22 protein-coding genes are annotated in these 24968 nt (G+C 45.6%); 17 read left to right on the top strand and 5 right to left on the bottom strand.

Annotation, left to right across the window (positions count from 1 at the left end; all coding sequences use genetic code 11):
* The first annotated feature begins 34 nt into the window (after positions 1 to 34).
* From B0H99_RS03970 to B0H99_RS03950, 5 genes are all read left to right on the top strand, one after another.
* Entirely contained in the window at positions 35 to 778 is a 744-nt protein-coding gene (locus tag B0H99_RS03970; RefSeq protein WP_106532332.1) for a GntR family transcriptional regulator, read from the top strand.
* A gap of 81 nt (positions 779 to 859) precedes the next feature.
* On the top strand, positions 860 to 1531 hold the full coding sequence (locus B0H99_RS03965) for an HAD family hydrolase (protein ID WP_106532331.1): 672 nt from the start codon (positions 860 to 862) through the stop codon (positions 1529 to 1531).
* Positions 1532 to 1657: 126 nt separating this feature from the next.
* The gene (locus B0H99_RS03960; RefSeq protein ID WP_106532330.1) at positions 1658 to 2473 is read left to right on the top strand and encodes a DUF6920 family protein; all 816 of its coding nucleotides are present in this window, start codon (positions 1658 to 1660) and stop codon (positions 2471 to 2473) included.
* Between the two features lie 94 nt (positions 2474 to 2567).
* Complete coding sequence (locus B0H99_RS03955) at positions 2568 to 3179, top strand: hypothetical protein (protein ID WP_106532329.1); 612 nt, start codon at positions 2568 to 2570, stop codon at positions 3177 to 3179.
* Between the two features lie 19 nt (positions 3180 to 3198).
* Complete coding sequence (locus B0H99_RS03950; protein ID WP_106532328.1) at positions 3199 to 4029, top strand: hypothetical protein; 831 nt, start codon at positions 3199 to 3201, stop codon at positions 4027 to 4029.
* A gap of 80 nt (positions 4030 to 4109) precedes the next feature.
* Here B0H99_RS03950 and B0H99_RS03945 read toward each other — a convergent pair whose 3' ends face one another.
* Positions 4110 to 5720 carry a glycoside hydrolase family 43 protein gene (locus tag B0H99_RS03945; protein WP_106532327.1) on the bottom strand — a complete coding sequence of 537 codons (1611 nt, stop codon included), beginning with the start codon at positions 5718 to 5720 and terminating at the stop codon, positions 4110 to 4112.
* A gap of 255 nt (positions 5721 to 5975) precedes the next feature.
* Entirely contained in the window at positions 5976 to 7172 is a 1197-nt protein-coding gene (locus B0H99_RS03940; RefSeq protein WP_106532380.1) for an ROK family protein, read from the bottom strand.
* A gap of 279 nt (positions 7173 to 7451) precedes the next feature.
* Here B0H99_RS03940 and B0H99_RS03935 point away from each other — a divergent pair, with 279 nt between their 5' ends.
* The 3 genes from B0H99_RS03935 to B0H99_RS03925 all read left to right on the top strand — a co-directional run bounded on the left by B0H99_RS03935 (position 7452) and on the right by B0H99_RS03925 (position 10556).
* The gene (locus B0H99_RS03935; RefSeq protein ID WP_106532326.1) at positions 7452 to 8750 is read left to right on the top strand and encodes an extracellular solute-binding protein; all 1299 of its coding nucleotides are present in this window, start codon (positions 7452 to 7454) and stop codon (positions 8748 to 8750) included.
* A gap of 90 nt (positions 8751 to 8840) precedes the next feature.
* Positions 8841 to 9719, top strand: a complete 879-nt coding sequence (locus B0H99_RS03930) for a carbohydrate ABC transporter permease (RefSeq protein WP_106532325.1) — start codon at positions 8841 to 8843, stop codon at positions 9717 to 9719.
* 15 nt (positions 9720 to 9734) lie between these two features.
* The gene (locus B0H99_RS03925) at positions 9735 to 10556 is read left to right on the top strand and encodes a carbohydrate ABC transporter permease (protein ID WP_106532324.1); all 822 of its coding nucleotides are present in this window, start codon (positions 9735 to 9737) and stop codon (positions 10554 to 10556) included.
* A 139-nt stretch (positions 10557 to 10695) separates the two neighbouring features.
* Here B0H99_RS03925 and B0H99_RS03920 read toward each other — a convergent pair whose 3' ends face one another.
* Positions 10696 to 11328: a YesL family protein gene (locus B0H99_RS03920; RefSeq protein WP_106532323.1), complete on the bottom strand. Its 633-nt coding sequence runs from the start codon at positions 11326 to 11328 to the stop codon at positions 10696 to 10698.
* 263 nt (positions 11329 to 11591) lie between these two features.
* On the opposite strand from B0H99_RS03920, the gene xylA reads away from it, so the two are divergent.
* The 4 genes from xylA (at position 11592) to B0H99_RS03900 (ending at position 16824) form a co-directional block, all read left to right on the top strand.
* Positions 11592 to 12926 carry a xylose isomerase gene (gene xylA, locus B0H99_RS03915; RefSeq protein ID WP_106532322.1) on the top strand — a complete coding sequence of 445 codons (1335 nt, stop codon included), beginning with the start codon at positions 11592 to 11594 and terminating at the stop codon, positions 12924 to 12926.
* A 32-nt stretch (positions 12927 to 12958) separates the two neighbouring features.
* Positions 12959 to 14458 carry a xylulokinase gene (xylB, locus tag B0H99_RS03910; protein ID WP_106532321.1) on the top strand — a complete coding sequence of 500 codons (1500 nt, stop codon included), beginning with the start codon at positions 12959 to 12961 and terminating at the stop codon, positions 14456 to 14458.
* Between the two features lie 85 nt (positions 14459 to 14543).
* Positions 14544 to 15527 (top strand): aldo/keto reductase, encoded by a 984-nt coding sequence (locus tag B0H99_RS03905; protein ID WP_106532320.1) that lies wholly within the window; start codon positions 14544 to 14546, stop codon positions 15525 to 15527.
* A 298-nt stretch (positions 15528 to 15825) separates the two neighbouring features.
* Positions 15826 to 16824: an LLM class flavin-dependent oxidoreductase gene (locus B0H99_RS03900; RefSeq protein ID WP_106532319.1), complete on the top strand. Its 999-nt coding sequence runs from the start codon at positions 15826 to 15828 to the stop codon at positions 16822 to 16824.
* Between the two features lie 188 nt (positions 16825 to 17012).
* Here B0H99_RS03900 and B0H99_RS03895 read toward each other — a convergent pair whose 3' ends face one another.
* Together B0H99_RS03895 and B0H99_RS03890 are read right to left on the bottom strand one after the other, a co-directional pair.
* The gene (locus tag B0H99_RS03895) at positions 17013 to 17483 is read right to left on the bottom strand and encodes a hypothetical protein (protein WP_106532318.1); all 471 of its coding nucleotides are present in this window, start codon (positions 17481 to 17483) and stop codon (positions 17013 to 17015) included.
* 193 nt (positions 17484 to 17676) lie between these two features.
* Positions 17677 to 18702, bottom strand: coding sequence for an NADP-dependent oxidoreductase (locus B0H99_RS03890; RefSeq protein WP_281258859.1), 1026 nt, complete (start codon positions 18700 to 18702; stop codon positions 17677 to 17679).
* Between the two features lie 217 nt (positions 18703 to 18919).
* Here B0H99_RS03890 and B0H99_RS03885 point away from each other — a divergent pair, with 217 nt between their 5' ends.
* The 5 genes from B0H99_RS03885 to nagZ all read left to right on the top strand — a co-directional run bounded on the left by B0H99_RS03885 (position 18920) and on the right by nagZ (position 24823).
* On the top strand, positions 18920 to 19660 hold the full coding sequence (locus B0H99_RS03885) for an SDR family oxidoreductase (protein ID WP_106532317.1): 741 nt from the start codon (positions 18920 to 18922) through the stop codon (positions 19658 to 19660).
* 376 nt (positions 19661 to 20036) lie between these two features.
* Positions 20037 to 21506 (top strand): aldehyde dehydrogenase family protein, encoded by a 1470-nt coding sequence (locus tag B0H99_RS03880; RefSeq protein WP_106532378.1) that lies wholly within the window; start codon positions 20037 to 20039, stop codon positions 21504 to 21506.
* 132 nt (positions 21507 to 21638) lie between these two features.
* Positions 21639 to 21770, top strand: coding sequence for a hypothetical protein (locus B0H99_RS18125; RefSeq protein ID WP_281258858.1), 132 nt, complete (start codon positions 21639 to 21641; stop codon positions 21768 to 21770).
* Positions 21771 to 21790: 20 nt separating this feature from the next.
* The gene (locus tag B0H99_RS03875) at positions 21791 to 22999 is read left to right on the top strand and encodes an RtcB family protein (protein WP_106532316.1); all 1209 of its coding nucleotides are present in this window, start codon (positions 21791 to 21793) and stop codon (positions 22997 to 22999) included.
* A gap of 231 nt (positions 23000 to 23230) precedes the next feature.
* On the top strand, positions 23231 to 24823 hold the full coding sequence (gene nagZ / locus B0H99_RS03870; RefSeq protein ID WP_245894374.1) for a beta-N-acetylhexosaminidase: 1593 nt from the start codon (positions 23231 to 23233) through the stop codon (positions 24821 to 24823).
* Positions 24824 to 24968: the final 145 nt, after the last annotated feature.

Raw genomic sequence — 24968 nt, 5'->3', positions numbered from 1 at the left:
AGCATCATTAAAATACACCTATAGGAGAGAAGCTATGAACAATCACAATAGTGCGAACGCGGAAAGTCCTGTATTGTTGTATGAACAGATTAAAGCCGGCATTAAAGAGCTGATCAAAAACAACAATTTGAAAGCTGGACATAAACTGCCGAACGAATCCGAGTTGTGCGAGATTTTCAACGTCAGCCGAATCACCATTCGTCGAGCCATTAAAGAATTGGGCGAAGAAGGGTTTATCGAAGTAATCAGAGGCAAGGGAACATTCGTTAAAGCCTCTAAAAAAGATTTGCATTTGTTGAATCTGAAAGGGTTTACAGAAGGATTGTCTACAGAAGAAAACAATATTGATAAAGAGGTTTTGTACAAGCGGGTTATTGTAGACGATCATGATATTTCGAAAGCTTTTTCCTATAAAGAAACCGAGTTTCTGGAATTGGTGCGTGTCGTAAAAGATGCGGAAGGCCCGTTCAGTGTGGACTATGCTTATCTGCCGCTAAGCGTCTATCCCGACATCGAGCCGCTATTGACAAACAGCGCCTCGACGTTTCAGTTGATCCGGGAAAAGTATAAGATCAAATTTACAAAAGTGAAAAAAGAAATTGAATATGTTCATCCTTCAAGTGATATTTGCCGGTATTTAGGCATCAACAAAACCTCATCGGTCATCCTGGTCAAAAAGATCATCTATGGGGAAACGGACCAGCCTGTCCATTACTCAAAATACTACTTGGCTGGAGACCGGGTAAAATTCTACATCGAGTCGGATTATACCGATTAGCCAGCTTTCATTTACCGCACCTGAATTTGGGTGCTTTTGTCATTTTTGCCGATAGTCCATAAAGGAAGAGGAGATGAAGAGATGATTAAAGGAATCATTTTTGATTTTGATGGATTGATTTTTGATACGGAAACTCATCAGTTTACCGTTTATCAGGAAATATTTGCTGAACATGGTACAGAACTGCCGATAGCCCGCTGGCAGCAGGAAATCGGCACCCATTCCGGTTTTTCTGCCCTTGACTATTTGGAAGAACTGCTGGAGCGAAAAGTGGAGCAGGACGTTTTGCGGGAACAGTTCAGCAAAAAGTATCATGCGAAAATGGCTGAGGAGAAAGCCCGTGCAGGCGTGGAGGATTATTTGAAGGCCGCAAAAGAACAGGGCTTGAAAATCGGCTTGGCTTCTAGTTCGAATTTCCAATGGGTCACCAGCAATCTGAAAAAATTGGGGCTCTATGAATATTTTGAATGCATCAAAACGTCGGATGACGTGGAAAACGTAAAGCCCGATCCTGCCCTTTATCTTTTAGCAGCAGAATGCCTTGGCTTGTCCACCGAGGAATGCCTCGTATTCGAAGATTCCGCAAATGGCGCCTTGGCTGCAAAACGTGCAGGAATGAATTGCGTCATCGTACCGAACCCAGTGACGCATACCATGGATTTCTGTCATGTTGAGCACCGGTTGGACTCAATGGCTGACATGACGCTAAATGAAGTATTGAATTATGTGAACAACATAAAAGTTCCAAAATGATCCGTACATATTTGCTGAGATAAATCTAAAGGGAAAACCGCTCTCTGTGTCGTATAGATTCTATACACGATACGGGGAGTTTTTCTATGCCAAAATCCATGCGGCTCGACCAGAGGAGGAAAACCGATGAGAGGAATTTTGGGAATTTTTGCAGCTGTTTTGGCTGTTCTTTATCAAAAGTCTGTCTGGAATTTCACGGCTCAAAGCGACAAAGCTATCGCCGACTTGTTGGCAAGCTCCAGTACCCATCCGCCATTTGCTGAATTTGAAACTCTTCCGGCACCCGTACAGCGTTGGCTGAAGAACAGCGGAGCGGTTGGAAGACAAGGGATCAAGTGCGTGCGATTAAAGCAGACCGGATGGATGAAGCTGAAGCCCGAACAAAGAAAGTGGACAAAAGCGGAGGCGGAACAAGTGATTACAACCCTCCCGCCTTCATTCGTTTGGACAGTGAAGATGAAAATGAACCCGTTCATGCCAGTGATCGGCAAGGACAGCTTTAAGGATGGAAAAGCGCAAATGCTCATCAAAATGGCGGCACTTGTTCCACTGGCGCAAGTGGAAGGGGATGCAAAAACAAACGAATCAGCTCTCCAGCGCTTCCTGATGGAAATGGCCTGGTATCCAACAGCTGCGCTTCTTCCTTATTTAGTGTGGAAAGAAGAGGATGGTACAGCAGCGGAAGCAACAATGTCTATAAATGGTGTAACGGGATCGGCAACTTTCCATATAAATGAACAAGGAGAATTGATCCGAATCACCGCTCTTCGATTTAAAGATAATGGAAACGAGGCGAAACGCTTTCCTTGCGTTGCAGAAATCAAGCGGCAAATGAATGTGGATGGTTTTACTATACCGGCGGAAATCGAAATAACGTGGCTTCTTGAAGAAGGTCCATTTACTTGGTATAAATTTAGCGTGCATGATGTAGAAATTACTTGAAATAAAATGAATAAATACCAGAAAAGTTGATGGATTATTCAGATAAAAGGTTTATGATAGAAAAAAGCCATTCTAGTCTTAGGGGGTAGATGAGATGAATTGGTTGCCGAAGAGAAAAGATAAGGTTGTGGCATTCTGGGAATGGTTTGAAGCCAACGGCCAATCATATTATGAACTAACGGATGACAAGACAGAAAAGCTGTTAACTCAGTTGGACAAGAAAATCCGTAAAGTAAATGACGACTTGGCTTGGGAGTTCAGTTCAGAGTTGGTAGATGGAAAACGAGAGTTCATCGTCAGTGCAGATGGCATTGTGGAAGCATTTGACGATGTGGTTCATCTTGTAAAAGCGGCACCTGAATTGCCTGGTTTTGAAATCATTCCGTTTCGGCAAGCGAGAAACGATGACTTTTCAGCGGAGTGCAACGGAGTAAAATTGACGATGGATGATATTTTCTATTCCCACGAAATAGGCGAACAAACACAGTTAATCCATCTCTGCCTCTATATAAAAGGACTAACGGCGGAACAGGAAGAAGAGTATATTTCCTTGGCGCTTGTGCTCCTTGATAGCGCAATCGGTGAATACAATGTCGGCATGCATGTTGGTGAAATCGAATTCGAACGCTACAAGTACAACAGAGGCGTCAAGCCGCTGGACACGCTGAAAGAGCTTTTTAAAGAGAGTTTGATGGTTTTAGAATAGACAATGAGGAGAACTTGACATGGACAATTACGGCAAGTACGCTAAGCTGCCAGTTACTTTAGAAAAGTTGAAGAACTTTGACGCTGCACTTGAAAAAGAAGGGTTATCGCTCGATGCAGGATTTAGCTTCATGTGGACGGATAACGAGATGGCGTATAATGTAACTCCTTATGATGTAATCGTTTTTGGCCATATTGGATCTGATGGTATCCATTATGGGTTGTTAAGTGATTTTGGGACGGTGCCTGATTTGGAAAATGCTTTTGTCGTCTGTCTCAGTCCGACAGATTATGGCGATCATATCAAGCTAGTAGCGAAAAATGCTGCTGAATTTGTAGATCTTCTTTATACTCTAAAAAGTGCTGTTGCCATTTCTAATTTTCTTCTTATGAGCGAGCGGGCACATTATCAGAAATTTTTTAAGGAGAGTAAGGAAAGAGAAGGAGAATACCCTGAATATGAAGCGGTAACCAATAAGGTAATTGAAAAAATGAAAGAGTCACTTGGCTGTCGGACAATTGAAGATGTATACCAATATGTTGAAATAGAAGTGAAAGAAGATCGGGCGAAGAAGACCGTTCTTGCTACTCATGATGGGCTTGGCGTAGTGCCAATGAATAACGCAACCAGCCAGCAAGAGCGTTTTCAGGTAGAGAAGGATGTACCTGTAGATTTAAAGCAAGCTGAAGCTTTTTTTGCACGCGCTCCAATAGAAAGCCGGTTGGCGTTTATCCGGGATGCCCAGTTTTTCTTTCATACAGAAGACGATCCCGGCTTGAAACAGATGATCCTCAAAGAAATGCGTAGACTGGATTTGGTGGAGGAAAGCGAACGGTTGGAACGAGGATGATTTTGAAAAATCTCCAGATAAGAATTGGGGGAGGATAATAAAAAGTAAAAGAGAGCGGCTCGCAATAAGCCGCTCTCTTTTTATTCGTTTACTTTATACGTGAAATAATCAAAATCAGCAGGCAGGTTCTGGCCGGATGTATCTTGGCACTGCATGCCGACGAATGCGCCGGTGAAGAAGCCGCCGCCTTGGATATAATCATCCGACAATTTGTGTGAACCGAAACGGATCGGGATCAAGTTCCAGTTAGCGCCATCGAATGAATACGAGTATTGATAGATGTCCGCGTTAACGTCGACTTTCAAGTAAACATACTCTACGTCTTCTGGAATAACAATTTCATTTCCTTGAAGCGGCTGGTCGAAAGCGAAGTTATCACACGTCATGATATCCAAGATGCGTCCTTTTTCTTCATGCCAGGTGATTTGCAAGGCAGTCCAGTTTTCTGTGTTGTAGTAATTCACCAGGCCAGCTGCTTGCTGGAAAGTGTCCGGGTTGAACGCGACTTTCGTTTCCGCTGTAAAGTGGAAGTGCTGCCAGCGTCTTGCGACAAACGCTTGCGTGAACTTCGACGTCAACGATTCTCTTCCGCGGATGCGCAGATGCCCTGGATTCTCCTTTAACGAAATGATGTTTTCCTCCAATGGAATGCGCAGTGATTGGAAATGCAGGTTCAAGGTTTCAGAGTCAAATTCGTCTTTTTCCGGGAAGTTCGGCTCCCATTGAACTTCTTCGATAGCCGGTCCTTCAATTTCGAGCGAAGGCTGGTTGCCTCCGACTACAAACGGCCAATCATTTTTCCATTCCACGCGCTGAATGGCAGTCTCACGGCCAAGCGGGCAGAAGCCGCGCGGATCAAGGAGCGCCTGACCGGCACGGGACAACGGACGGCCTGTTAAGTGGACCAGGAACCATTCATCTGTATGGGTGTGGACAATGGATGCATGTCCCGATTTTTGCAGCGGATTTCTCGGCGAGAAGAACGACGTGATCAGGGGATTTTCCGGATGCACTTCGTACGGCCCGTGCAAATCTTTTGAGCGCGCAATAGTCGCCTGATGATCGTATTTCGTGCCGCCTTCAGCTGTGAGTAAATAATAATAGTCACCAATTTTGTAAAGATGCGGCGCTTCCGTCAGCATGACATCGGTGCCTTTGAAAATAATTTCCGGTTTGCCGACCATTTTCTGCTCTTCCACGCTGTATTCCTGCAATGCGATGCCGTAAAAGTTATGATTGCCCATGCGGTGGTCCCAGTTCATATTGACCAAGTATTTTTTGCCTGATTCGTCATGGAAAAGGGAAGGGTCAAAGCCTGAGCTGTTCAAGTAAATCGGCTCCGACCAGTCACCGTCAATCGTTTCGCAAGTCACTAAATAGTTGTGGCAGTCTTTCCACTGGCCTTCCGTCACTTTTACATCCGTAAAAATCAGCCAGAACTGGCCGTCGCTGTACGAAAGGGCTGGTGCCCATACGCCGCCGGAATTCGGATTGCCCATCATGTTCAGTTGGCTTAAGCGGTTGAGCGGCCGGGAAGCTAAGCGCCAGTTTTTCAAGTCTTTCGAATGATAGATGCCGACGCCGGGAAACCATTCAAAGGTAGAAACCGCGATATAATAGTCTTCTCCTACACGGCAAATGCTTGGATCTGGATTGAAGCCCGGCAAAATTGGATTTTGAATAGTTGTCATTGGAGTCACCCTTTATGTAAGATTTCATCTTCCGCCAACCGCTTATGTAAGTGCTTTCAAAAAAGCGTAAGATGAGAGCCCAATGTAAAAAAACCGATACTTGATTTTATAGAGAAAGTTTCTAAGAAACTTTCTGTCAATAAAATCAAAAATCAGAAATTTTTACAGCGTTAACTTTGATAATACACTACTTAGTTCAATAAGCAAACAAAGTATATTCAAGTACCCAATCTTTCAATGAAAGACAAGGGAGGGTTAAACAAAACTTTTCGGCTGCATCCGGACGCTTATGAAGTTCTCGATAGAAAAAGCTGAAACGCCAAGGGCTGCTGACAGCGTGGACAGTTCGGAAAAACTGATCTGCAAGTCGTTCTGCTGGAACCAAAGAGCTTGTTTAGACACGCGTTTGTTCAGCGATTCTTCCAGCCAGCGGTTAGAAGAGGCCAAACGGTTGCCAATAATGACTTGTTGCGGATTAAACGTATTGATGATGTTATTGATGCCCACACCCAGCAAATCTCCGACTTCCTCAAATAACGTGATGATTTCCTGGTTGCCATTTTCAGCAAGAGAAATCAAAGTAGTTAGCTCCAATTCCTGTTTGGCGGGAACAGGCAAGTTCAATTGCGCAGCTTTGGCAATCAAAGCTTGTTCAGAGGCATAAAGTTCCCAACAGCCCTGGTTTCCGCAGCGGCACACCGGACCGTCCACTTGAATTGTCATGTGGCCAAGTTCCCCTGAAAAACCGTTTGCGCCTTTATATAGAGAACCGTTCAAGATAAGGCCGACGCCTATTCCAATTCCCGCACTTACGTAAATGATGTTTTCGCTTTCCTGGCCGACGCCAAACTGCTTCTCGCCGTAAGCGCCTGCATTTGCTTCGTTTTCAATAATGACCGGCAGCCTGTATTTGGTTTCAATGACTGTTTTTAAATTGACGTTTTTCCAGTTCAAGTTAGGGGCAAGCAGAATACTGCCATTTGTATCCACGATTCCTGGCACCCCTACTCCAATTCCGATAATGCCGTGGGGGCTTGGCGGAGCAATCGAAGTTAATAGGTCAATAACTTCAAACAACTTCTTTTCAATTTCCTCATAAGAATGGTTTTTGAAATTCAGTTCTTTCTTTTCAATGATGTTGCCTTCCAGGTCAGTCAAGATGCCAAGTAAATAGTTGACGCCGAGGTCGATGCCGATAGAATGGCCGGCCGAACCGTTGAACAGCAGCATGACAGGTCGTCTGCCGCCGCTGGATACGCCAGGCCCCGATTCATAGATCAAATGGTCGTCCATCAAATCCGCAACTAAAGAAGACACAGTTCCTTTATTGAGGCCGGTTTGGCTTGCGACTGCGGCTCTGGAAATAGGGGATTCGTTTTTGATCATTTCCATAACCAAAGATTTGTTGCCTTCTTTGACGACGTGATGGTTCCACGTTCTATTTTCTTTCATGTTCATTCGGACCAGCCCTCTCTCTATTTTTTCTTCATTCTAACAAACAAAACGAAGAGTTAATAACATCAATTAAATTTACTATAGGATCTATTACCTGCAAAGGAAGGAATAACGCTGCCTTTTCTTTTTTCAACCTGCAATAAATTCTATATAAAAATTATAACTAAAAAAACTTTGTTTATCCACTAGACTAACAAAATTCTCTTTGCTATAATGAAAACGCATACAACAATCAGAATATTGTTGTAACACTAGAATGCATTGGGGGAAAAGATGATGATTAAGAAGAAAACGCTCACAGTTTTGTTATCTGCTGTTGTTTCATCTTTCATGTTGGTTGGCTGTTCATCGGGGTCAGAGGAGTCATCAAGTGCAAGTGGGGAAAAAGAAATCCAGTTCATGCATTTATGGCCTGAAGGCAGTTCGAAAAAACATTATGACGTGGTAAACGATATTATCGCGGATTACGAAAAAGAAAATGAAGGCGTTAAAGTAGATCTGGAAGTATTAAGCAACGAACAATATAAAGATAAATTGCGTGTTTTATCAACATCGAAAGAATTGCCGGATGTTGGCTTGACTTGGTCGGCAGGATTCCTTGAGCCTTACGTGGGCGGCAACATGTTTGCGCCGCTTGACGATGTAATTGAGTCGGATCTGAAAGACGCATTTGTTCCTGGTACTGCAGAAGCATATGCAATTGAAGATAAAACATACGGCCTGCCATTGGAATTGAACATCGTATCCATTTACTACAATGAAAAAATGTTCACAGACAACAATATTGAAGTACCGGAAACTTACGAAGAGTTGATTGAAGCTTCCAAAGCATTCAGAGAAGCAGGCATCCAGCCGGTTGCTTTAGGGAACAGAGATTCCTGGACCGGGTCAATGTGGTATATGTACTTGGCTGACCGCATCGGCGGGGCTGATACATTGAACAAAGCAATCGACCGTTCTGGCAGCTTTGAAGACCCGGCACTAGTTGAAGCGGCTAAAGAAGTTCAAAATATGGTAGACAACGGCGTGTTCGTTAATGGCTTTAACGGACTTGCTGATGAAGAAGCGAAGAGCATGTTCATGAGCGGACAATCGCCAATGTACATGATCGCCACATGGGATCTTCCAAACTTCACTACCAACGAAGATGTTCCACAAGAGTTCAGAGATTCTGTTAAATACATGAACTTCCCGACTGTCAAAGGCGAAGGCGATATGACGAGCTTTGTCGGAGGACCTGGAGTTGGTTTGTTCGTCGCTGAAAATTCCGATGTAAAAGAAGAAGCAAAAGATTTCGCAGCTTATTTTGTTAAAGAGTGGGGCGAAAAAGCCGTTACTGAAGCTGGCGTAATCCCAGCAACAAAAGTGGATGCAGAATCATTGGAACTTCCACAAATGTATAAAGATATCCTGAACGAACTTAACAACGCCAGCAATATCACATTGTTCGCTGACGTTCAGATGAGCCCGGGAGTGGCACAAACTCACCTTGACTCGATCCAGGCACTTTTCGGGAAACAGATGACGCCTGAAGAGTTTGCGAAGAAGCACGAAGAAGCTCTTTCAAAGCAGTAAAATAGCAATTTGAAGCCAGATTAAATAAGAGGGGACGTCCTGAATTTGGACTCTCCTCTTCTACTTTCTAAGGATATGGGGTTGAATGTAATGAACAAAGTCATGTCTAATAAGCTGTTTATCGCATTTTATATTGCGCCGGCCCTGCTCATGATTACCATATTGATCTTCATCCCATTGGTCCTGTCAGGATATTACGGGTTAATGGATTGGGACGGCATTGGTGAGAAAACATTTATTGGGTTGGAAAATTATATTACTGGACTCCAAGACAAGCTGTTCTGGAATAGTGCGCTGCATTCATTCCTATTGGCTGTATTCTCGACATTGAGTTTAGCGGTTTATCTGCTGGTGTCGTTCATTTTAGCTTCAAAAATCAAAGGCTCTGATTTTCTTAGAAAGATTTACCTTATCCCGATGCTGTTGTCTTCTGTAGCCATCGCGCAGCTTTGGGTGAAAATGTACAATCCGTCAAACGGTATGCTGAATGCATTTCTGATGATGATCGGTGTAGAGAACCCGCCGGCTTGGCTGGCAAATCCGTCTATCGTGCTGTATGCAATCTTCATTCCGATTTTGTGGCAGTATGCAGGGTTCTATATTTTAATCTATTATGCAGCTTTGAAAAATATTCCCGAATCGTTGATTGAAGCGGCAAGAATTGACGGAGCAACACCGGCACAGATTGCCTTGCGCATCAAATTGCCGCTGATCAAAGAAGTGGTGAGTGTAACAATCGTCCTCGCGATTGTCGGATCTTTGAAATACTTTGATCTCATCTATGTTATGACTGCGGGCGGACCTAACGGCGCCAGTGAAGTTATGGCATCGTATATGTACAAATTGGCGTTCTCGAGCTACAACTTCGGCTACGGAAGCGCAATCGGTTTCTTGTTGCTGATCATTACGTTGATTGTAACGGTAATTATCCGCAAAGTTACCACTACTAAAGAAAGAATTGAATATTAAGAGGAGGTTTGTTTGATGAATCGCATTGGTTATTTTTTTCTATACGCATGTCTGATTGCAGTGGCATTATTTCAAATCCTCCCGTTAATTTGGCTGTTCATGTTCTCGCTGAAAAGCAACGCGGAAATTTTTGCCGGATCGCCATTCTCGCTGCCAAGCGAATTCAGATGGGAAAACTATCAGAAAGTTTGGGATGGCGGAATTGCCACGTATTTCTTCAACAGTGTATGGATTACTGTTGTAGCCATCATTTTAACGGTATTATTTGCAAGTATGGCCGCTTTTGCTATTACGCGTATGCGCTGGAAATTAAGCGGGCTGGTTCTTGGTTTGTTCATGGTAGGCTTAATGATTCCGATCCACTCGGCATTGATTCCGCTTTACAGCATGTTCCTGAGCGTCAGTTTGATCGACAATCCGTTGGCAATCGTTTTGACGTATACAGCTTATAACTTGCCGATTACGCTGATGATTCTTTTAGGGTTTTATTACACATTGCCGCATGAAATCGAAGAAGCAGCGGTTATTGACGGCTGTTCGGTCAACCGGATGTTCTTCCGGATCATCTTGCCAATGACGACGCCGATTATGGCAACAACAATCGTCATCAATATGATTTACAACTGGAACGAGTTCGTGTTCGTGAATACGTTCATCTCTTCAGAGAAATACAAGACGTTGACAGTTGGGATCCAGAACTTTATCGGCCAATACATGACCGACTGGGGCGCAATCGGGGCAACGCTGATCATCAGCGTGCTGCCAATTATCATCGCCTTCATCTTCTTCAGCAATAAAGTGGTTGAAGGAATTTCTTCAAGCGCGGTTAAAGGATGATCAAGGCATAATAAAAAGGCTTCACGTAGTAGGGGATGTGCCCCTATTGTGTGAAGCCTTTTTGTGTAGATGATTTGAATGCTTAGCTTTCTGCAGGCGGAAAAAAGGAAAGCGAGCGGTTGCCCTTTCCGACATTCTTCTATTCAGACAAACCTTCTGCCTGTCCGCTAGTTTTGTTGGCTTTGTTGAAGGCGTGCATAGCGAACCACATAGTGATGAAAGCATACAAGCTTCCGCCGAAGATGACGGCCAAGGCGGGAACAAAGCTCATGAGAAAGTAGAGCGGTACCAGCGTCAGGAGAATCAATAAGTTGTTGATGGGATTGATCAGCATGAGCAAAAAGGAATTTTTGATAATGTTCCGCACTTTGATGTCGTAATGGGCAAAGCTAGGAAAAAGATAGAACAGAAATAACACAAACAGCAGCATGAAGGCGAACAAGGGAACATAAGTCCACGATAAAAGTTCGGCACTGCCTTGGATATAGAAAATGTCAAGTGCGATCAGAAAAACGATGGCTGCGACAAACAGGCCAAGCCGGTTGCTTTTCCAGAAATCGGTGCGGTAATAACTCCAGAACGTCTGGAATACCGGTTTATCGGTATTGCCTCTTAGCCACTCCCGGCTAACGGCGAACATAGCGGTTGTGGACGGGAAAAAGCCAAATAGGATTCCACCAGCGAGTGTAAAGATGACCCACAAAAGATTCAAATAAGCAAAGCGGGTAATCCACTCCAAAATAGTATAAATAAAACTGCTTGTAGCATTCATTTAAAGACCCATCCTTGCAATTGATTTTTAGCGCCTTCTCAATAGTACGAGAAGGATTCAATAAAAGCATACACTAAGCCGGCAAAAAAGTTCACTATTTCAGCTAGCATAAATTCTTCGTTTAAATTAATTAGAAAACTTTGTTCAACTAATAGACAAACTAACGGTATGTTGTTATAGTTTAATTGTAAGCCTTTTCATTCGTATTCACGTATCTCTCTATATTTATCAAAGAAATTAACCAATCTTAGGGGGCAAAAATTATGGCATATTTCCAGAATGTTGACAAAATCAGATTTGAAGGGGCAACTTCAAAAAACCCTTACGCATTTAAATTCTACAATCCAGAAGAAAAAGTTGGCGGCAAAACAATGGAAGAAATCCTGCGCTATGCAGTTTCTTACTGGCACACGTTTACGATGGACGGCTCAGATCCTTTCGGGGCTGGCACAATGCAACGTTCTTGGGACAAGTACAGTGAGTTGGATTTGGCAAAAGCACGCGTAGAAGCTTCATTTGAGTTTTATAACAAATTAGACGTTCCGTTCTTTTGCTTCCACGATGCAGATATTGCACCTGAAGGCAGCAATTTAAGAGAATCGAACCAAAACTTGGATACGGTTGTCGGCATGATCAAAGATTACATGAAAGACAGCAAAGCGAAATTGCTTTGGAATACGGCAAACAACTTCACGCACCCGCGTTTTGTCCACGGGGCAGCAACTTCAAGCAATGCTGACGTGTTTGCTTACTCTGCGGCAAAAGTGAAAAAAGGCCTTGAAATCGGCAAGGAACTTGGCGCTGAAAACTATGTTTTCTGGGGCGGCCGTGAAGGCTACGAAACACTTTTGAATACAGACATGAAATTGGAATTGGATAACTTGGGCCGCTTCTATCATATGGCTGTTGATTACGCGAAAGAAATCGGCTTTGACGCTCAGTTCTTGATCGAGCCAAAACCAAAAGAGCCGACTACGCACCAATATGATTACGATGTGGCTACAGCCCACGCATTCTTGCAGAATTACGGCCTTGCAGACCAATTCAAATTTAATATTGAAGCAAACCATGCAACGCTTGCAGGCCATACTTTCGAGCACGAGCTTCACTATGCACGCATCAACAACATGCTTGGATCAGTAGACGCAAACCAAGGTGATCCATTGCTTGGCTGGGATACAGACGAATTCCCGACAGACCTTTGGACTACAACGCTTGCAATGTACGAAATTCTTAAAAACGGCGGACTAGGCCGTGGCGGCTTGAATTTTGATGCGAAAGTTCGACGTGGATCGTTCGAGCAGGAAGATTTGTTCCATGCGCACATTGCAGGTATGGATTCATTTGCAGTAGGTCTGCGCGTTGCACAAAGCTTGATTGATGATAAAGTTTTGGAGAATGTTGTAGATGAGCGCTACAAAACATACAAAGAAGGCATCGGCCTTGATATTGTTTCTGGAAACACGGATTTCCACAAGCTTGAAGCGTACGCTTTAGACTTGACTAACATCAAACAAACATCCGGGCGTCTTGAATTGATCAAAGCAACGATCAACCAGTATTTACTGCAAGCTTTCGCAACTGCAAACGTACGCTAAAAGAAGTTTTCAACGGTAGGAGAGCGGTCATTATGAAGTATGTAATCGGAGTGGATCTGGGAACAAGCGCGGTTAAAATTTTGCTCGTCGATAAGCAAGGAGCCGTGGTGAAAAGCGTATCAAAAGCGTATCCATTGATTCAAGAACGAACTGGGTACAGCGAACAAAATCCGCAAGACTGGGTAGATGGAACAACTTCCGGGCTGGTTGAGCTCCTTAAGGATTTTGACGGTGATGTGCGCGATATCGAAGGCATCAGTTTTTCAGGGCAGATGCACGGACTTGTTTTGCTGGATGAAAACAATGAAGTTCTGCGGCCGGCGATTCTCTGGAACGATACGCGGACAACCGCACAATGCCAGCAGATCTATGAAGCGGTTGGTGAAGAGCGGTTATTGCAAATTACGAAAAACCCGGCACTTGAAGGGTTTACGCTGCCGAAGATTCTATGGGTCAAGCAATTTGAACCCGAAATCTTCAGCAAAGCAAAAGCCTTTGTTTTGCCGAAAGATTATTTGCGTTATAAGATGACGGGCCGACTGCAGATGGAACTTTCCGATGCTGCGGGGACCTTGCTGCTTGATGTCAGCAAAAAAGAGTGGAGTACGGAACTCTGCGAACTGCTTGAATTAGATCCAGCGCTTTGCCAACCGCTTGTTTATTCGCATGAGGAAGTAGGAACGGTGACGGCTGAATTTGCGGCCGCTTCCGGCCTTGCAGAATCGACGCGCGTATTTGCTGGCGGAGCTGACAACGCGTGCGGCGCAATCGGAGCAGGGATTTTGGAAGACGGAAAAACGCTTTGCAGCATCGGGACATCCGGTGTGGTGTTGTCTTATGAGGCGAATGATGATAAAGACTTTGGCGGCAAGGTCCATTACTTCAATCATGGTGCTCCGGACGCTTTTTATACAATGGGAGTCACGTTGGCAGCAGGTTACAGCTTGTCGTGGTTCAAAGAGACGTTCGCGCCTGATGAATCATTCGACGGCTTATTGGGTGAGATCGGAACGGTCCCTGCCGGTTCGAACGGCTTGCTGTTCACGCCTTACCTAGTAGGGGAACGGACACCGCATGCAGATGCGGCAATCCGCGCGAGCTTTATCGGCATGGACAGTTCCCATCAGCGAAAGGACTTTGCCCGTGCAGTTCTTGAAGGCATCACGTTCTCATTGAACGAATCGATTGAACTCTTCCGCCAAAACGGCAAAGGGATCGATTTGATTGTCTCAATCGGCGGCGGTGCACAAAACGAGGATTGGCTTCAAATGCAGGCGGATATTTTCAATGCGAAAATTGTACGCTTAACAACTGAACAAGGCCCAGGAATGGGAGCGGCGATGCTTGCTGCTTATGGTTGCCAGTGGTTTGATTCATTGAAAGCCTGTGCGGATGCGTTTTTGCAGGAAGATAAAGAGTTCCAGCCAAACGAAGAAGCCGTTGCGGCTTACCGGAAGCTGTTCGCTATTTACCAAAACGTATACGGACAAACGAAAGAGTTGAACAAAAAACTTTTAGAATTCCGTAAATAAGGATATAGAATAAGAGCCTCAACTGGTGTTGAGGCTCTTATTCCATAATGAAATCTATTCAAATAAAAATAGTGGGGTGCGGAAAATGAATTATCGCCAAATCGGCAAGACGGACATGAAGGTAAGTGAACTGAGCTTCGGCACATGGGCAATCGGTGGATCGTGGGGTTCGACAGACGATCAGGAATCGCTGCGGGCTCTGGATTATGCGATGGACAATGGCGTTAACTTCTTTGATACGGCGGATGTTTACGGAGACGGCCATGCCGAAGAACTGCTTGCAAAAGCGACAAAAGGAAAACATTCCGAAATTCACATTGCGACGAAATTCTGCCGGGCTGGGGACATTTACGATCCTGCGACGTATTCGATGGAAAGCGTCACGAAATATGCAGAAGATAGCTTGAGACGGCTCGGGCGCGAACAAATCGACTTGTTCCAGATTCATTGCCCGCCGATTGAGATTTTAAGAGACGGACAAGTGTTTGACGTATTAAACCGTTTAAAAGAACAAGGGAAAATCCGCTATTACGGCGTTAGTGTTGAAACGGTGGAAGAAGGCTTGTTGTGCTTGGAAAACCCGAATGTCAGCAGCCTCCAGGTGATCTTCAACATGTTCCGCCAAAAGCCGATAGAAGAACTGTTCCCTAAAGCCCAGGAAAAAGGGGTCGGCATTCTAGCGCGCGTTCCATTGGCGAGCGGCTTGCTGACTGGGAAGTTCAAAGTGGATTCGCAGTTTGAAGAAGACGACCACCGCAATTTCAACCGCGACGGAGCCGCCTTTAATGTCGGTGAAACGTTTGCCGGATTGGAATTCAAAAAAGGCGTCGAATTGAGCGATAAATTGGCGTGGATTGAAGAAGAGCGAGGCAACCGCACACGTGCCGCGCTGAAATGGATTTTGGAACATGAAGCAGTTTCTTCTGTTATTCCAGGATTCAAAAATGTTAAGCAAGTGGAAGACAACTTGCAGGCATTGAATGCAGCGCCTTTCTCGGAAGAAGAGCTTGCGCGGCTGGAACAGTTTTATGCTGCAGAAGTGCGTCCGGAAATTCGCGGGCCTTATTAAGATGGATGGAGCCGACTCTATATGGAGTCGGCTTTTTTTGTTGATTTTTAGTAGGATGGCTATGTGTGATAGTGCGGAGTTTACGTAGAACGCTTGGTTCGTCATGAAAGAGCATTGGAAATGCTTGTAGGGGATAGAAGAGTTCATGTAAGAGTAAAAAAAGTTTATGAAGAAAATATTGGCAGCCGCTTCGCTGTTCCGCAAAGTTGCATCGCTTTTTATTTTGTTTAGGAGTGATACACTTATTCTTGAGAATGTATGTATCCGATAAACGAGTGGAACCAGCAAGGAGGACATTATGGTTGTATTGAATATTTTGGATTATTCCCCGATTGATGAGGGCGGAACGGCGAGAGAGGCGCTGCTGCAAACGACGCAGCTGGCGCAGCGGGCAGAGGCTCTTGGCTATCATCGGTTTTGGGTGGCGGAGCATCACCAGGTATTTTCTGTTGCGGGCAGTACGCCGGAAATGCTGATGATGCATTTGGCGACATCAACAAAGAACATCCGCATTGGATCTGGCGGCGTGATGCTGCCGAATTACAGCCCGTATAAAGTAGCGGAGAATTTCCGGATGCTTGAAGCGCTCCATCCGAACCGGATCGATCTTGGAATCGGGCGTTCGCGGAGTTTCCGGATAGTGAACCAGGCGCTGAACGAGTCGAAAGGAATTAAGATTTCCTACGAGCAGCAAGTGCAGGATCTGCAAAAATATTTCACCGACGACAAAATAACCGAGCATCGCTTTCAGGAATTGATTGCCACACCGATTACGGAAACGGCGCCGGAGATGTGGATGCTTGGAACCGGCGGAGAAAGTGCGGAAATCGCTGCAGCCAACGGGATGGCATTTGCTTATGCGCATTTCGCTAAGCCGTCTATTGCGGGCGTAGAAGCGGTCGATGCTTACCGGAAGCATTTTCAACCATCTAAGTTATTGGATGAGCCGAAAGTGATGATTGCGGTTTTTGCAATTGTCGCAGAGACGGCGGAGCAGGCGGAAGATCTCGCCAAGGCGTTCGACTTATGGCTGCTGTTTGTGGAGTCGGCTACACCGCCGCCGTATTACCCATCCATTGAAACGGCGAAGAAACGAGGTTTCAGTGCGTCGGAACAAGAAAGAGTAACTCGCAACCGAAAACGGATGATTGTTGGAGATGCTGCATATGTTAAAGGGGAAATCGAGCGAATCGCTGCAATCTATGCAGCGGATGAGATTACGGTTATTCCAAGCATTGCCGGAGCAGACAGCCGGATGAATGAGATTGAACTCTTGGCACAAGCGTTTCGGTTGTAGTTTATCATGTTAGAAGTGAAATGGTTCATGTAACGGTTTTGAAAGTTCATGTGAATGCTTTAATAAATCATGTAAGAACGGAAAAACTTCATGAAAGAACAAAAAAACTTCATGAAGAAAATTTTGGTAAGCGACTACACAAAAAGGTGAGCTGCTGCTTGTTGAAAAACAAGCCAGCGCTCACCTTTTTATTGATGCCAATCGATGTCATAAAGCAGTTTAGCGCACAAGATTGAGAATTCGAGTTCCGGATGGCGCAACTTCATCGATTGAATTTTTTCTGCAGAAAATTCGGCTGCGTTTTCAAACGACGCATGATGAGCAATCGCCTCATGCGAGGAAAGCAAACTTGGAGAAGCCGGTACATTTTTGGAGAATAAGAAAGTTAAATAAGGTTGTTCCTGCGGCTTGTCGTAAATGGTTTTACCTTCGACGATCAATTCATTATCCGGAAAATAAGATAGGGTTTCCGGGCAATGGACAATGCCGATGCGTTTCATGACCCAAAGGTTGGTGGAGCCTGTCTCAATTTCATCATGCATCCGTTCTAAAATATCTGCTATGTTCCGTTCGAACATGGAAAATGGATTTTGCCGGTTCGTAAGATACACAAAATAAGTGCGGTCATCTTTTACATCCAGCAACTGTTCTTCGGTCATAACATCTCCTCCAAGTGGATTCAGACTTGTGTACTCGTGACATAGACCAAGAATGGGTTTGTTATGTTCCATTATAATCCAAACTCAGAAAAATCACCGCTAATTCCTTTCTTTAAAAGAAATTACTAAAAAGCCTGTAACAAAATCATATGAGAAGAAAACCCGTCATAAAATGACGGGTTTTTTTATCTCGTTATAACTTGGCATATTCCGGGTCAGCCACTTTGACGAGCAGTTTGCCAATATTGGTTCCTTTGAAAAGGTCGAGAAACGCATCCGGAGTTTTGTCGAAGCCTTCAACAATCGTTTCTTCGTATTTCAGTTTGCCTTCTTGGAGCCAAGCGGCAAGTTGTTTCGAACCGTTTTCAAAGTCGGCCGCGTAATTGCCGACGGTAAAGCCTTTCATCAATGCGCTCGTTTTTATCATATAGGATTGAAGACGAGGGCCGAGATCTTCTTCTTTATTATAAGAAGAAATTGCTCCGCATAAAGGAATGCGGGCATTCGTGTTCAACAGCTTGAACACTTCATCGGTGACGGGACCGCCGACGTTGTCAAAATATACATCAACTCCGTTTGGCACAGCATTTGCCAAGTCCTCGGCAAATGTTTCTTTTTTATAATTGACCGCTTCGTCAAATCCGAGTTCCTCTTTTAAGAAAGCGATTTTTTCGTCGCTGCCGGCAATGCCGACGACGCGGGTGCCTTTAATTTTTGCGATTTGTCCAACTGCCGAACCGACAGCGCCCGCTGCTCCGGAAACGACGACCGTTTCACCAGGCTGCGGTTTGCCGATATCAAGCAAGCCGAAATAGGCAGTAAGCCCGGTCATGCCGAGAATACCCAGATGCGTTGTAACAGGCGCTGAAGCTGGATCGATTTTACGGACTTTCTGGTCGCTCATCCGGCTGTATTCAGCCCATTTCAAGCTTCCGGTGACAATGTCGCCTTGCTTGAATTTTTCTGATCGCGATTCGACCACTTCCGCTATTCCTCCGCCGACAATCGCTTTATGCAGCTGAAACGGCGCAATATAGGATTTGGCATCCTGCATGCGTCCGCGCATATACGGATCGACCGATAGATAGAGCGTGCGCAGTAAAACTTGGTTTTCTTCAAGTGTAGGGATGTCTTGTTCGACAAATTCAAAATCATCGTTCGTTGGCATGCCTTTCGGGCGGTTCGCCAAATGGATTTCTTTTTGCTTTGTTGGAACCAATGCAATTCCTCCTCAAATAATTTATTAATTTTTACAAACGAACGGAGCACTCGAGCAAAGCGTAACACTCAGGAAGAAAGAAGGTCAACGGATATGGATAGTTCTCCCATATCAGTTTTGAGTGGATCCCCTTTAGTTTTAGCCCCGTTCAGAGAAGGGTACAGAAAGAGTGGCATGAATTTTTAAAGTCTACTGACAGAAATGGAGATGGCTGTAGATGGAGAAAGTGAAATCGGCAATCATTACAGGTGCGAGCAGTGGAATTGGACAAGCAACGGCTAGAGAAATGGCGAAAAAAGGATTTGGCGTCATGCTGGCGGCCCGGCGGGAAGACCGTTTGATCGAGTTGAAAAAAGAAATCGAGAAAGCGGGCGGACGGGCTGAGTATAAAGTGACCGACGTGACTTCTGCCGCTGAGATGAAAGCATTGGCAGAAGCGGCCCTTGAGCATTTCGGGCAGATCAATGTTCTTGTCAACAATGCTGGGCTGATGCCGCTGTCTTATTTGAACAAATTGAAAATCGATGAATGGGACCGGATGGTTGATGTGAATATTAAAGGGGTCCTGTATGGGATTGCGGCTGTTCTTCCTCATATGGAAGAACAAAAAGAAGGGCATATTATCAATGTCGCCTCAGTTGCAGGACATGTCGTATCACCGGGAAGCGCCGTTTACAGCGGAACGAAGTTTGCGGTACGTGCCATCACAGAGGGATTAAGGAAAGAAATCGACCCTCAGCTGAATATCCGCGCAACAATCGTTTCTCCAGGTGCGGTTGAGACTGAACTTCGGAATACGATAACCGACGAAGACGTTCTTTCTAATTTCAGAAGCAGAAGCGCCATGGAACCCCTGCAAGCGACAGATATTGCGCGGGCAATCGTTTATGCGGTAGAGCAGCCGGCGCATGTAGACGTTAATGAAATCCTGATTCGGCCACGGCAACAGCCAAACTAATAATGCTAGATAAGTTGAACTTAAGAATCATCATTTCATATACCGCTTCGGGCGCTTTGGGCATGACTCCCGCTATGAGCCGAGAAGACCACTCGTCTCATAGCTCCGTCTAGCCCCTGGACGCGCCGGCGCTGGGTAAGCTCATTGAAACCAGGAAACTCTAACAGTTTTTGCAGGGCTATATTAGATATGGAGCAAAACAGCGGAGACGCCTGCGGCATTAAAAACATATGCTCCTGCATCGCTGCGCGCTTCGTCGCAAAGCCATTGACCGAAAAAACTTCGCCCAATGGCTTCGCAGCTGTTTTGTGGAATATCAATAGTGAAAGATTGTTAGTTCAACTTATACAGACCAAAAGGAGAGGTTTACCGAATGATAAACACGGACTTTACAAAGCTTTATTTTGATGGACAATGGCAAAATGGATCAAGCGAAAATATGATGAAAAACACGAATCCGTTTTCAGGAGAGGAACTCGTTACCATTCAAGCGGCGGACAAAGAAGATTTGGATCGCGCTTATCAAGCTGCGGCAAAAGCGCAAGCGGAATGGGTGAATGAACTTCCACAAAACAAGCGCGCGGTTTTGGAAAAAGTTGTAGACGTGATGAGCGAAAACAAAGAACTGATCATTGACTGGCTGATCAAAGAAGCAGGCAGCACGTATATGAAAGCGGCGACTGAATTCGGCGCGGCTTTGAACGTTGTAAAAGAAGTGGCGACGTTCCCGTTTAAGATGGAAGGGAAAATCCTGCCGTCGCAAACAGCTGGAAAGGAAAACCGCATCTACCGCAACCCGATTGGCGTTATCGGCGTTATCAGTCCTTGGAACTTCCCGTTCCATTTGGCGATGCGCTCTGTTGCTCCGGCACTGGCGACTGGTAACGGCGTAGTCATTAAGCCGGCGACGGATACGCCGGTCACAGGCGGCTTGATCTTCGCCAGCATTTTCGAAGCGGCGGGCTTGCCAAAAGGGTTGCTGAATGTCATTGTCGGCCGCGGATCGGAAATCGGGGACGACATCGTCAAACACCCGATTCCTCGCTTGATCTCTTTTACCGGCTCAACGCCGGTCGGCAAGCACATTGGCGAACTGGCAGGCGGCAGCTTGAAGAAAACCGCTTTGGAACTTGGAGGCAATAATGCCTTTTTAGTATTGGATGATGCCGATATTGATTACGCAGTCGATTCAGCGCTCTTCGGTAAGTTTTACCATCAAGGGCAAATCTGTATGGCGACCAATCGAATCCTTGTCCACAAGGACCGCTATGATGAATTTGCCAAGTTGTTTGTCGAACGGGCGAAGAAACTGAAATATGGCAACCCGGCCGACCAAGATACGCATGTCGGGCCGCTTATCAACAGCGGCCAAGTTGACCGCATTATGGACGACATCAAAGCAAGTGTCGAACAAGGCGCAGAAGTTCTTCTGGGCGGAGAGCGGGATGGCAATGTTTTGCAGCCGACCGTTTTGGGTGGCGGAACAAACAGCATGCCGATTGCCGAAAATGAAATCTTTGGGCCTGTCGCTATATTGATTCCGTTTGACAGCGACCAGGAAGCGGCAGATATGGTCAATGCTTTCCCGTATGGCTTGAGCGGGGCAATCCATTCCACCAATATTGAACGCGGCACGAAGCTTGCGCATAAAGTTTATACAGGAATGATCCACGTCAACGACCAGCCGGTCAACGATGAAGCCCATGTGCCGTTTGGCGGCGAGAAAGAATCCGGGCTCGGCCGTTTCAACGGGGATTGGGTGTTGGAGGAATTCACGACGATGAAGTGGATTTCGGTCCAGCATACTCCGCGCGATTACGGTCCGTTTATTGAAGGATTAAAATAAGGAAGGAAAAAAGAGTTCGGCCCCTGGCTTTCGAGCCAGGGGCTGAACTCTTTTTATTTTTGCCGGCAGTTGAAACTTTTAGCGGAAAGTTTCGTAAGGAATAACAAGTGAAGAAGAAACGGAGGGATTTACATGGAAATAGGGCGAAAGAAGAAAGACCGGTCGTGGATACCGGAAGTCATTATTGAAGCATGGGTTATTTTACGGGAGATTACCATGCTCATTCCGAGGGTAATCGTAAGAATAGTAAAAGACGTTTCGTAAGAATTGTTGGGAGGAACAGGATGAAAACGACCATTTTTGGTGAACACGAAGAACAAACATTGCGGCAATTCCAGAACTGCTTAAATACCGGCCAAGTGTTGGGAGGGGTGCTGTGTGCGGACGGCCATTACGGCTATAGCCAGCCGGTGGGAGGCGTAGTGGTTTACGACCGCCAGATTTCGCCGTCTGGTGTCGGCTACGATATCGCTTGCGGCAACAAAGCCGTGAAAACAAACCTGAAATACACTGACGTTAAAAAGGATTTGCCGCAGATCATGGATGCCATCAACGCAAAAATTTCCTTTGGCATTGGCCGCAAAAACAAGGAACGGGTCGACCACGAGTTGTTTGACGATCCCGATTGGAACGTTTACCAACAGATCGGCCAACAAGAGCATGACAAATTGAAAAAGCTGGCGATCGAGCAACTTGGGACAGTCGGTTCTGGCAACCACTATGTCGACCTGCTCATCGACGAAGATACGCAGGAAGTCTGGGTGGCGAATCACTTCGGCAGCCGGGGCTTCGGCCATAAAACAGCCAGCGGATTTTTGAACTTGGCGAACGGCCGCGAGTTTTCCGGCAAAGCTCCGGGCGAAAGCATGGAACAAGCGCCGACCTTGCTCGATTTGGATTCGGAAGTCGGCGACATGTATTACCGTGCGATGACGCTGGCCGGCCGCTATGCATACGCTGGCCGGGATTACGTGGCTGACCAAGTGCTGTCGATTTTAGGCGCTGAGCCTGTATTCTCAGTCCACAACCACCACAATTTCGCCTGGAAAGAAAATCATTTCGGCGAAGACACCATTGTTGTCAGAAAAGGGGCGACACCATCAGCAGCTGGCCAGCTCGGCTTCATTGGCGGCAGCATGGGCGATATTTCCGTTATTGTCCAAGGAAAAGACACCGAAGCAACGACCAACGCATTTAGCAGCACCGTGCACGGGGCCGGCCGCATCATGAGCCGTACCCAGGCAGCCGGCAAGATGAACTGGAAAACCCGCCAGCGTTCAGGCGGCCAAATCACCGAAAAGCAAATGTACCGGGCCGTCAAATCGTACGGCGTCGAACTGCGAGGAGCGGGCACCGACGAAAGTCCGTTCGTTTACCGGAAGCTTCAGACAGTGCTTGATGCCCATAAAGAAACGATCGAGGTGCTGCATGTATTGAAGCCGATTGGCGTCTGTATGGCTGGTGCCAACGAGTTGGATCCGTATAAAGATTAAATGAAGAAAGGCGGAAAAAGCAGCGATTGCTTTTTCCGCCTTTTTTAGAGAAAGCTATAGACATACCAGCAGGATCATTAAAGTGGAGTTGAAGAAATGGTGGAACAACTTATAATAGGTTTAACAAATAAAAAAGTAGGAGGGCACTAAGGCAGCTGGGTGATCGGACTGCGTTTGCGCTTGGACAATTCCATTCTGGCTAATTTGCTAGAAGATCTGAGGAGGATGAAGATGACGCTAAAAAAGAAAGTTGGTCGTTTATTTATTGCCGGGTTCCATGGCAAGGTTGTATCCAAGGAAATTAAACACCTGATTCATACTTATCATATTGCTGGCATCATATTGTTTGTCCGCAATATCGGAACCACTTCAGAAATTTTAGCACTTACCAGAAATCTGCAGAAGGAAGCGAAAGCAGCCGGTTATAAGACGCCGCTGCTCATTTGTATTGACCAGGAAAACGGCACCGTACGCAGAATCAGTGAAGGAACCACAGCCATTCCCGGTGCAATGCTGCTCGGCGCGACCCAGAATCCAATGCATGCTTACCAGGCAGGCGCCTTAACAGGGAAAGAACTCAAAGCATTGGGAATCAATTGGAACCTGGCACCTGTTGCTGATATCAACAACAATCCCGAAAATCCAGTTATCGGAGTCCGCTCTTTTGGGGAAGAAGCTGAAAGCGTCGCAGAAATGGCCAAACAGTTCATGTGGGGAATGAAAAAAGCGGGCGTTATGTCGACACTGAAACATTTTCCGGGACATGGCGATACCGCGGTGGATTCCCATCGTGATCTGCCAGTCATCGCCCATGATTTAAAAAGGCTTCATGAAGTGGAGCTTGTGCCATTCAAGGCAGGTGCCGCCGCTGGAGCAGATGCGGTCATGACCGCCCATGTCTATTTTCCGGCACTGGAAAAAGAACCGAATCTGCCAGCTACATTATCACGCTCGGTGATTACGGGGCTGCTTCGGGAGGAGCTGGAATTTGATGGCGTCATTGTTACAGATTGCATGGAGATGGATGCCATTATAAACGGTATTGGAACGGTAAAGGGCTGTGTGAAAGCGGTGGAAGCTGGAGTCGATTTAGTATTGGTATCGCATAGTCACGCCGTACAGGAACAAGCTATCCTTGCATTAGTAGATGCTGTAGAAAAAGGCAACATTCCAGAACAGCAAATTGATCAATCGACTGGGCGGATCGAAAGCATGATTTCCGGCAATGCGTCTGGGGATAATATCGAAGAGAGCTATGGAATAGAAGCTTTTATTGGATCACAAGCACATTATGAAGAAATGAAACCAATCTATCAGGATGGCATCACATTAGTCGGAGAAAACGGTAAGCCTATTCAAGCAGAGGATAAGGTTCTTATGGTTTATCCATCAGACGAGTATTCTGCCATAGTTGAAGATTTACATATTGCCAATTCTGCATTAGCAGAAAAACTAAAAAGGATTCATGGGGACGTTCAAGCTTTTGAAGTTGATTTATCGCGTTATGAAGAAGCGGAAGCTGCCCTTGCAGATAAAGCAAAAACCGCTGATCACATCGTAGTGCTCACATCGAATGCTTTCAAAGTTCCAAAGCAGCAAAAACTTGTCGCCTACTTGATGGACAGCGGCAAACCCGTAGACGTTGTTGTCACTCGTGCACCTTACGACGCGGCTTTATTTCCAGAAGCAAACCGCCGGATTTGCACGTATGAATTTACGCCGATTGCTTTAGATGTAGTAGCTAGAGTGCTGGCGGGAAAAACGGAAATCAAAGGAAAGCTTCCGGTAACGCTAATCCAGCCCATTCGATCATCCGAAACCTGAAAAAGAGTTGTTAAAAGAATAGTTTGGTATGGAGAAAAGCTGAACTTTGCTGTTCAGCTTTTTTTATTTAAGAAGGACATAGGAAAGACTTTTGATAACAAGTGTAAGGGTTTTCAAAAAAACGTTAAATTGGTATAGACAACTA

This window comes from Planomicrobium soli (assembly GCF_003014655.1).
GTDB lineage: Bacteria > Bacillota > Bacilli > Bacillales_A > Planococcaceae > Planococcus > Planococcus soli_B.
The sequence above is the reverse complement of the archived record's forward strand: the minus strand, read 5'-3'. Positions and strand labels throughout refer to the sequence as shown.

Bases quoted from the DNA above. Each gene is read 5' to 3' on its own strand.
- B0H99_RS03950 (WP_106532328.1), top strand. From the start codon at position 3,199: ATGGACAATTACGGCAAGTACGCTAAGCTGCCAGTTACTTTAGAAAAG.
- B0H99_RS03930 (WP_106532325.1), top strand. From the start codon at position 8,841: ATGAACAAAGTCATGTCTAATAAGCTGTTTATCGCATTTTATATTGCG.
- B0H99_RS03945 (WP_106532327.1), bottom strand. From the start codon at position 5,720: ATGACAACTATTCAAAATCCAATTTTGCCGGGCTTCAATCCAGATCCA.
- xylB (WP_106532321.1), top strand. From the start codon at position 12,959: ATGAAGTATGTAATCGGAGTGGATCTGGGAACAAGCGCGGTTAAAATT.
- B0H99_RS18125 (WP_281258858.1), top strand. From the start codon at position 21,639: ATGGAAATAGGGCGAAAGAAGAAAGACCGGTCGTGGATACCGGAAGTC.
- nagZ (WP_245894374.1), top strand. From the start codon at position 23,231: ATGACGCTAAAAAAGAAAGTTGGTCGTTTATTTATTGCCGGGTTCCAT.
- B0H99_RS03895 (WP_106532318.1), bottom strand. From the start codon at position 17,483: ATGACCGAAGAACAGTTGCTGGATGTAAAAGATGACCGCACTTATTTT.
- B0H99_RS03925 (WP_106532324.1), top strand. From the start codon at position 9,735: ATGAATCGCATTGGTTATTTTTTTCTATACGCATGTCTGATTGCAGTG.
- B0H99_RS03875 (WP_106532316.1), top strand. From the start codon at position 21,791: ATGAAAACGACCATTTTTGGTGAACACGAAGAACAAACATTGCGGCAA.
- B0H99_RS03940 (WP_106532380.1), bottom strand. From the start codon at position 7,172: ATGAAAGAAAATAGAACGTGGAACCATCACGTCGTCAAAGAAGGCAAC.
- B0H99_RS03965 (WP_106532331.1), top strand. From the start codon at position 860: ATGATTAAAGGAATCATTTTTGATTTTGATGGATTGATTTTTGATACG.
- B0H99_RS03970 (WP_106532332.1), top strand. From the start codon at position 35: ATGAACAATCACAATAGTGCGAACGCGGAAAGTCCTGTATTGTTGTAT.
- B0H99_RS03955 (WP_106532329.1), top strand. From the start codon at position 2,568: ATGAATTGGTTGCCGAAGAGAAAAGATAAGGTTGTGGCATTCTGGGAA.
- B0H99_RS03885 (WP_106532317.1), top strand. From the start codon at position 18,920: ATGGAGAAAGTGAAATCGGCAATCATTACAGGTGCGAGCAGTGGAATT.
- B0H99_RS03905 (WP_106532320.1), top strand. From the start codon at position 14,544: ATGAATTATCGCCAAATCGGCAAGACGGACATGAAGGTAAGTGAACTG.
- B0H99_RS03960 (WP_106532330.1), top strand. From the start codon at position 1,658: ATGAGAGGAATTTTGGGAATTTTTGCAGCTGTTTTGGCTGTTCTTTAT.
- B0H99_RS03900 (WP_106532319.1), top strand. From the start codon at position 15,826: ATGGTTGTATTGAATATTTTGGATTATTCCCCGATTGATGAGGGCGGA.
- xylA (WP_106532322.1), top strand. From the start codon at position 11,592: ATGGCATATTTCCAGAATGTTGACAAAATCAGATTTGAAGGGGCAACT.
- B0H99_RS03935 (WP_106532326.1), top strand. From the start codon at position 7,452: ATGATTAAGAAGAAAACGCTCACAGTTTTGTTATCTGCTGTTGTTTCA.
- B0H99_RS03920 (WP_106532323.1), bottom strand. From the start codon at position 11,328: ATGAATGCTACAAGCAGTTTTATTTATACTATTTTGGAGTGGATTACC.